6 protein-coding genes and 2 pseudogenes are annotated in these 7036 nt (G+C 33.7%); 4 read left to right on the forward strand and 4 right to left on the reverse strand.

The features are described from left to right. Both KA867_RS01785 and KA867_RS01790 read left to right on the forward strand, forming a co-directional pair. Positions 1 to 589: pseudogene (locus tag KA867_RS01785) on the forward strand (MobV family relaxase); the annotation flags it as partial. Between the two features lie 243 nt (positions 590 to 832). Then, positions 833 to 1816 carry a protein rep gene (locus KA867_RS01790; RefSeq protein WP_014125933.1) on the forward strand — a complete coding sequence of 328 codons (984 nt, stop codon included), beginning with the start codon at positions 833 to 835 and terminating at the stop codon, positions 1814 to 1816. A gap of 72 nt (positions 1817 to 1888) precedes the next feature. On the opposite strand, the gene erm(C) is transcribed toward KA867_RS01790, so the two are convergent. Further along, entirely contained in the window at positions 1889 to 2623 is a 735-nt protein-coding gene (gene erm(C) / locus KA867_RS01795; protein WP_014125936.1) for a 23S rRNA (adenine(2058)-N(6))-methyltransferase Erm(C), read from the reverse strand. Between the two features lie 60 nt (positions 2624 to 2683). After that, positions 2684 to 2743, reverse strand: a complete 60-nt coding sequence (gene ermCL / locus KA867_RS01800) for a 23S rRNA methylase leader peptide ErmCL (protein WP_014158491.1) — start codon at positions 2741 to 2743, stop codon at positions 2684 to 2686. 567 nt (positions 2744 to 3310) lie between these two features. Here ermCL and mobV point away from each other — a divergent pair. Then, the gene (gene mobV, locus KA867_RS01805) at positions 3311 to 4375 is read left to right on the forward strand and encodes a MobV family relaxase (protein ID WP_172684477.1); all 1065 of its coding nucleotides are present in this window, start codon (positions 3311 to 3313) and stop codon (positions 4373 to 4375) included. A gap of 806 nt (positions 4376 to 5181) precedes the next feature. Here mobV and cfr read toward each other — a convergent pair. Both cfr and KA867_RS01815 read right to left on the reverse strand, forming a co-directional pair. Beyond that, on the reverse strand, positions 5182 to 6231 hold the full coding sequence (cfr, locus tag KA867_RS01810) for a 23S rRNA (adenine(2503)-C(8))-methyltransferase Cfr (protein ID WP_001010505.1): 1050 nt from the start codon (positions 6229 to 6231) through the stop codon (positions 5182 to 5184). A 153-nt stretch (positions 6232 to 6384) separates the two neighbouring features. Then, positions 6385 to 6564: a hypothetical protein gene (locus KA867_RS01815; RefSeq protein ID WP_013356267.1), complete on the reverse strand. Its 180-nt coding sequence runs from the start codon at positions 6562 to 6564 to the stop codon at positions 6385 to 6387. A 263-nt stretch (positions 6565 to 6827) separates the two neighbouring features. Between KA867_RS01815 and KA867_RS01820 the strand changes: the two are divergent. Next, a pseudogene (locus tag KA867_RS01820) lies at positions 6828 to 7036 on the forward strand (plasmid recombination protein); the annotation flags it as partial.

Consider the following 7036-nt stretch of genomic DNA (forward strand, 5'->3'; position numbering starts at 1 on the left):
AGAAGTACCAGCGAAACGACACATGAAAAATGTTGAAGTGCCAACGGGTGAAAAGTCCATGTTTGGTTTAGGAAAAGAAATAATGAAAACAGAAAAGAAACCAACTAAAAATGTTGTTATATCGGAGCGTGACTATAAAAACTTAGTGACTGCTGCGAGAGATAACGATAAGTTAAAACAGCATGTTAGAAATCTCATGAGTACTGATATGGCGAGAGAATATAAAAAATTAAGTAAAGAACATGGGCAAGTTAAAGAAAAATATAGTGGTCTTGTAGAGCGATTTAACGAAAATGTAAATGATTATAATGAGTTGCTTGAAGAAAATAAGTCTTTAAAGTCTAAAATAAGCGATTTAAAGCGTGATGTGAGTTTAATCTATGAAAGCACTAAGGAATTCCTTAAGGAACGTACAGACGGCTTAAAAGCCTTTAAAAACGTTTTTAAGGGGTTTGTAGACAAGATAAAGGATAAAACAGCACAATTCCAAGAAAAACACGATTTAGAACCTAAAAAGAACGAATTTGAACTAACTCATAACCGTGAGGTAAAAAAAGAACGAAGTCGAGATCAGGGAATGAGTTTATAAAATAAAAAAAGCACCTGAAAAGGTGTCTTTTTTTGATGGTTTTGAACTTGTTCTTTCTTATCTTGATACATATAGAAACAACAAGTTTTTATTTTTATAGTTTACATCGCGTTTAAAGTGTTGGTGTGATTGGCTTTATAAGGTTAATGAACCTTTAAAAATCCTTGCACAGAAAAATACCCTATGTTATTGTTTAAGTTACCACACAAAAACAAATTTACATAGGGGGTTTCTGTATTAATTATGTGCAATAATAATAGCATTAATTCAGATGAAAAATCAAGTGTACTAATCGACAAAACAAAAAGTGGAAAAATAAGACCTTGGCGAGAAAAGAAAATGGCAAATGTAGATTATTTTGAACTCTTGCATATTCTTGAATTTAAAAAGGCTGAACGTGTAAAAGATTGTGCAGAGGTACTTGAATATAAAGTGAGTTATGAAACGGGAGAAAAAACGTTATATCGTGTGTGGTTTTGTAAATCTCGATTATGTCCAATGTGCAACTGGAGGAGAGCAATGAAGCATGGTATTCAGTCACAAAAGGTTGTTGCAGAAGTTATCAAACAAAAACCAACAGTTCGTTGGCTTTTCCTTACGTTGACCGTTAGAAATGTTTATGATGGTACTGAATTAAATAAAAGTTTATCGGATATGTCAAAAGGTTTTAATCGTATGATGAAATATAAGAAAATTAATAAAAACTTAGTTGGTTTTATGCGAGCGACAGAAGTAACTGTAAATAATATAGATAATTCTTATAACCAACACATGCATGTGTTGGTTTGTGTAGAAAGCACTTATTTTTATAACACTGAAAACTATGTGAATCAAAAGCAATGGATTCAATTTTGGAAAAGAGCTATGAAATTAGATTATGATCCAAACGTTAAAGTCCAAATGATTCGACCAAAAAATAAACATAAATCTGATATAAAATCAGCCATTGATGAAACTGCAAAATATCCAGTAAAAGATACAGATTTTATGACTGATGACGAAGAAAGAAATTTGCAGCGTTTAGCTGATTTGGAGGAAGGACTTTATCGAAAAAGATTAATTTCATATGGTGGTTTATTAAAGGAAATTCATAAGGAATTAAATCTTGATGACGCAGAAGATGGCGATTTAATACATACAGATGATGAAGAAAAAGCAGATGAAGATGGCTTTTCTATTATTGCAATGTGGAATTGGGAACGGAAAAATTATTTTATTAAAGAGTAATTCAACAAAAGGGCCAAGATTGTTTAAGCAAAACAAGACAAGTTAAGGGGTGCAGTTTACGCACCCCTTAACTTACTTATTAAATAATTTATAGCTATTGAAAAGAGACAAGAATTGCTCAAAGCTAATATTGTTTAAATCGTCAATTCCCGCATGTTTTAAGGATTTGTTAAATTGACTCTTTGTAAATATTTTCTTGTATTCTTTGTTAACCCATTTCATAACGAAATAATTATACTTCTGTTTATCTTTGTACGATATTCTTGATTTTTTTCTATTTAATCTGATAAGCGAGCTATTCACTTTAGGTTTAGGATGAAAATATTCTCTTGGAACCATACTTAATATAGAAATATCAACTTCTGCCATTAAAAGTAACGCCAATGAGCGCTTTGTATTCAATAACCTTTTAGCAAACCCGTATTCCACGATTAAATAACTCTCATCAGCTATACTTTCAAAAACAACTTTGCGTATTATATCCGTACTTATGTTGTAAGGTATATTACCAAATATTTTATAGGATTGGTTTTTAGGAAATTTAAACTGCAATATATCCTTGTTTAAAACTTGAAAATTATCGTGATTAACAAGTTTATTTTCTGTAGTCTTGCATAATTTATGGTCTATTTCAATAGCAGTTACGAAATTACACCTTTGTACTAATTCAAGGGTAAAATGCCCTTTTCCTGAGCCAATTTCAAAGATATTATCATGTTCATTTAAGCTTATATTTGTCATTATTTTATCTACATTACGTTTCGAAGTAATAAAGTTTTGACTGTCTTTTATATTTTTTTTGTTCATTATAACCCTCTTTAATGCGGTTATAATGAATTTTGCTTATCAACGATTCATTATAACCACTTATTTTTTGTTTGGTTGATAATCAACTGTGTTGATTACAAAAATACTAAAAATGCCCATATATTAATTCTCCTTCTTATAAACTTAAAATAATTATAGCACAAGCTCTGATAAATAAGAACATGATGAACGACCGTTAAATTTATACTGCAATCGGGCGCGATTGTTGAATAAGAATACAAAAGATACGAGAGATCATTCTCGTGTCTTTTGTTATTTTAAGTGGTTTTGTCCGTTATCCTGGAAAACCGAAAGTCGAGCAAATTTTGATTTTGCTGAGTACGGCTTTCGGTACGAAAAACATAACGGACAAAATAAAAAAGACAAGGGTTTAAGGTGGAGATTTTTCAGCGCAGCGTTTTGAAAAATACGACCTGTCCCTTGTCTTTTTTAAACGAGCCACGAGAGCAAATCCCCCTTTTGCTGAGGTGGCAGAGGTCAGGTTTTTTTGTTTCTTTTTTCTCGTAAAAAAAAGAAAGGTCTTAAAGGTTTTGTGCATACTGGTAATCAGTATGCAGGGTTTTGTTGGCAGAGCCAATAGCCTCGCAGAGCACACACTTTATGGATATAAAGTATAGTGTGCTATACTTTACATGGAAGTTGACCGAAATAAGGGGGCGTGTTTTTGTGAGTTTTGCTGTGGTACGGATGCAGAAAATGAAGAGTCCAGATTTAAAGGGCATGCAATTTCACAACCAGCGAGAACGGGAAAGTCGGACGAATCCAGACATCGATCCGGACCGTGAACATTTGAATTATGATTTGCTGCATCAAGAGAAAATTGATTACAACCAACAAGTAAAAGCCATCATCGAGAGCCAAAAAGTAAGCGAACGGAAAACCCGAAAAGATGCCGTGCTCGTAAATGAGCTGCTGGTGACATCGGACCGGAAATTTTTTGATGGGTTAGATCCGGCTGAACAGAAACGGTTTTTCGAGGAAAGCCATAAATTGTTTTCGGAACGCTACGGCAAACAAAATATCGCTTATGCGACGGTTCACAACGACGAGAAAACGCCTCACATGCATTTAGGGGTCGTTCCGATGCGTGACGGCAAACTCCAGGGCAAGAATGTCTTCAATCGGCAGGAGTTGCAGTGGATGCAGGAAGAATTCCCAAAACACATGCAAAGTGTTGGTTTTGAAGTCGAACGGGGCATTGCCTCTGACCGGAAACACATTGAAATGAGCCGTTTTAAGGCGTTAACGCTCAATGAAGAGATTAAAACCCTTGAGAAGGAAACAGAAGCCCTCAGAAACGCGCTGACGGCTTCTAAGAAGGTCGATGAGCTGCAAGTCACTAAACCCTCTCTATTTGACCGGAACCACGTAAAATTGCCTGTAGAGGACTTTGAAGCACTTAAAGCAAGAGCGAAGGCCACGGAAGCCATCGAAAGGACCATCGAGGCTCATGAAAAGCGATTTGACGATATGGTCGATAACGTGATCGACAGCGATCGGAAACTGGACCAAGAAAAAAGAAAAACGGCGCAGCTGCAGAAAGAAAATAACGGTTTGAAAAAAGAAAATCTCGATTTGCAGAAGGAAAACAAAACCCTGAAAAGCCAGTTGAATGTTTTGATGGAATTTGCAAAATCCCAGCTGGAGAAATTCAAGGAATGGCAAAAAGAGCGTCAGCAAGAAAAAGAAAACAATATTGCTAGAAAAAGAGACCAAGAGTTGGAACGCTGAAAGGCGCAGAGAGTCTTCACGCAAAGTGCCCAGTTATACACCACCCCAAATCGGGGTGGTGAAAGGAATTCACTTGTCGCCTTCGGATGTAAAAAATACATAAATAAAAATGAAAAAACAGCAATAATTCGTTCGTAAATTTAGCTTGAAACAGAAGAACGTTCGCAAAGTGGATGGCCACATTTACGAACGTTCTTTTTCTGTTTTCCGGTTGCTTTTGAGGTGTTCGAAAACGTGTACTTTTACGAACGCTAATAAAGTGAGAAATCAAATGATATTAAAAGGTTTTCAAAAAGTTGAAGAAGAACTTAGCAAGAGGGTTTCAGATTATATAATTGAGGAGGGTTTTATGAAGCTGAACGCATTCCCGAATACTTTCAAGTTGTTCTCTAGAGAGACTACATAAATTAACTGCCAAAGACTACATTTTTAGAATGCCATAAACATCTTCAAGTATATATTTCATTAACTTACATTTGTATTTAGGGAGAATAAAAAATCCTCCCAATTATTATTGGAAGGATTATCTATTCATTTATACTAAATAAGAGTTTTTTGTCATTCGACAAACAAAACATCTAGTTAAACTGATTTAAAAAAAATGGATGACTAATCCTATATCTTAGTACTTTGAAACTTATTCATTTCAAATTAGAAGAATACAGATTAGTTAATTATCTTCCACCCAGTAGTCCATTCATATTTGAAGAAAATACTAGCATAATTGAGTTATCAAAATAATATTAATTGCATTAATATTATTTAAAAATTCACCTTATTATATCAGCTATATACCTTGTTCAATACTATTGGCTATTTTGATAATTACCATATAATTGACCACAAGCAGCGTCAATATCAATCCCAAATTGACTTCTAATTGTGACATGGATACCAGCAGACTTCAAAACTTTGTAAAAGGCTTCTACCTGCCCTTCGTTTGCTTCTCCATACATCTCAGGTGCACTTATTGTAGGATTGTATCGTATCAAATTTACATGATATAACTTCCCTGATTTATAGCGACTTTTAAGAAGGCTAACAACTTCGTTTGCATGCTCAAGAGAATCATTTACACCAGGCAACATGATATAAGCTATATATACTTTCCTTGAAGTTAATCTTATATGTTCATCGAGTATATTCATTACCTCATCTATTGGGTATCTATCATTTATTGGCATCAATTTGCTGCGTTCCTCACTATAAGGTGAGTGTAATGAAAATGTAAGATTTACTTGAGGATATTCCTGGGTTATTTTTTTGATACTAGGTATAATACCAATCGTTGATATAGAAAGTCTACGAGGACTTAATGCAAATAAATTAGGATCCGTAAACGAATCAAGAGCATCAAATACTTGACGGTTGGCTAGAGCTTCACCCATTCCCATAAAAGAAATGCTATCAATTTGATGACCTAATAAATGGAAGTATAAAACTTGATCTGTTATCTCATCTACAGTTAGGTTTTTTTTCAATCCAATGTCGCCTGTAGCACAAAATTTACACCCAAAATTACATCCGCATTGTGATGATATACAAAATGACTCCCAACCTGCTTTATACTTCATGTTTACCGTTTCTACTCTCTCATTCTTTGATACTTCAAAAAGCACTTTCGTAACTTGCTCTGAATTTTGCTCTGCTAAGAGCTTGATATTCAAAACTGTTTCTCCAAAATTATTTATTAAATCCTCCCTAAGTAATTTTGGAAGAACCTTCATATCCTCAAATCGACTAATTCTTTGTTTAAAAATCGCATTGGTTATTTGTTTTATTCTATAATCAGGCTCATTATTACTTCTTAAAAATTCCTGTATTTTACCATACTTTGTTTTATTATTAAAATTCATTTCTTTCATCCTTTCACAATTTGCTCTAGTGGTAATTAGAATAATTGGAAAGGAGTAGCAGTCCCTAAGAATCAATTTCTTTTTGCACACAAAAAAAACACAGATAAAAATTACCGGTGCCGAAAGTCAAAACATACAAATATGCATATTTCACTACATAAAACAAGTATGTTGATGATCTTGTTTTAAACTTATCCATAGTAGAGGCAAAGCTCCGGCAACTGTTTTTATATCATTGTTTAGTTTAAAAAAGGACAGACTACTCCCTTTAATAGCTAAACGGTTTCCGATTTTTGTATTTTCACCGAATAAGATTCTAAAAACAGTTAACATAGCTATTACCTCCTTTCACTAATTAATATACTTAGCCTGTACTGTAACATTTTAATATTCAAATGTAAATATTAAAGTTAGCAACATAATGTAAAACCTAAATCAACCAATTTTATAAAAACTTTTAGTGCCTTGTCTTCATCTGATATTTATGGACTGGGGAAACCAACTGGACGAGATAGAAGGTGGGGGCTATTTGAACATTTACGTTAAGAAAATTGCAGCAAAAAATCGATTCCTTGAAGTTTAGGAATCGATTTTTAAATGTGTTTAATCGTCAAGAACTGTTATGGTTACAAGATAAATTCCCCGAGCATATGAAAAAACAGGGTTTTGAGTTGAAGCGTGGTGAACGTGGCTCTGACCGTAAACATATTGAGACAGCTAAATTTAAAAAACAAACTTTGGAAAAAGAGATTGATTTTCTAGAAAAAAATTTAGCAGTTAAAAAAGATGAATGGACTGCTTATAG

Source organism: Staphylococcus sp. GDH8C109P, assembly GCF_017893405.1.
In the GTDB taxonomy this organism is placed as follows: Bacteria; Bacillota; Bacilli; order Staphylococcales; family Staphylococcaceae; genus Staphylococcus; species Staphylococcus cohnii.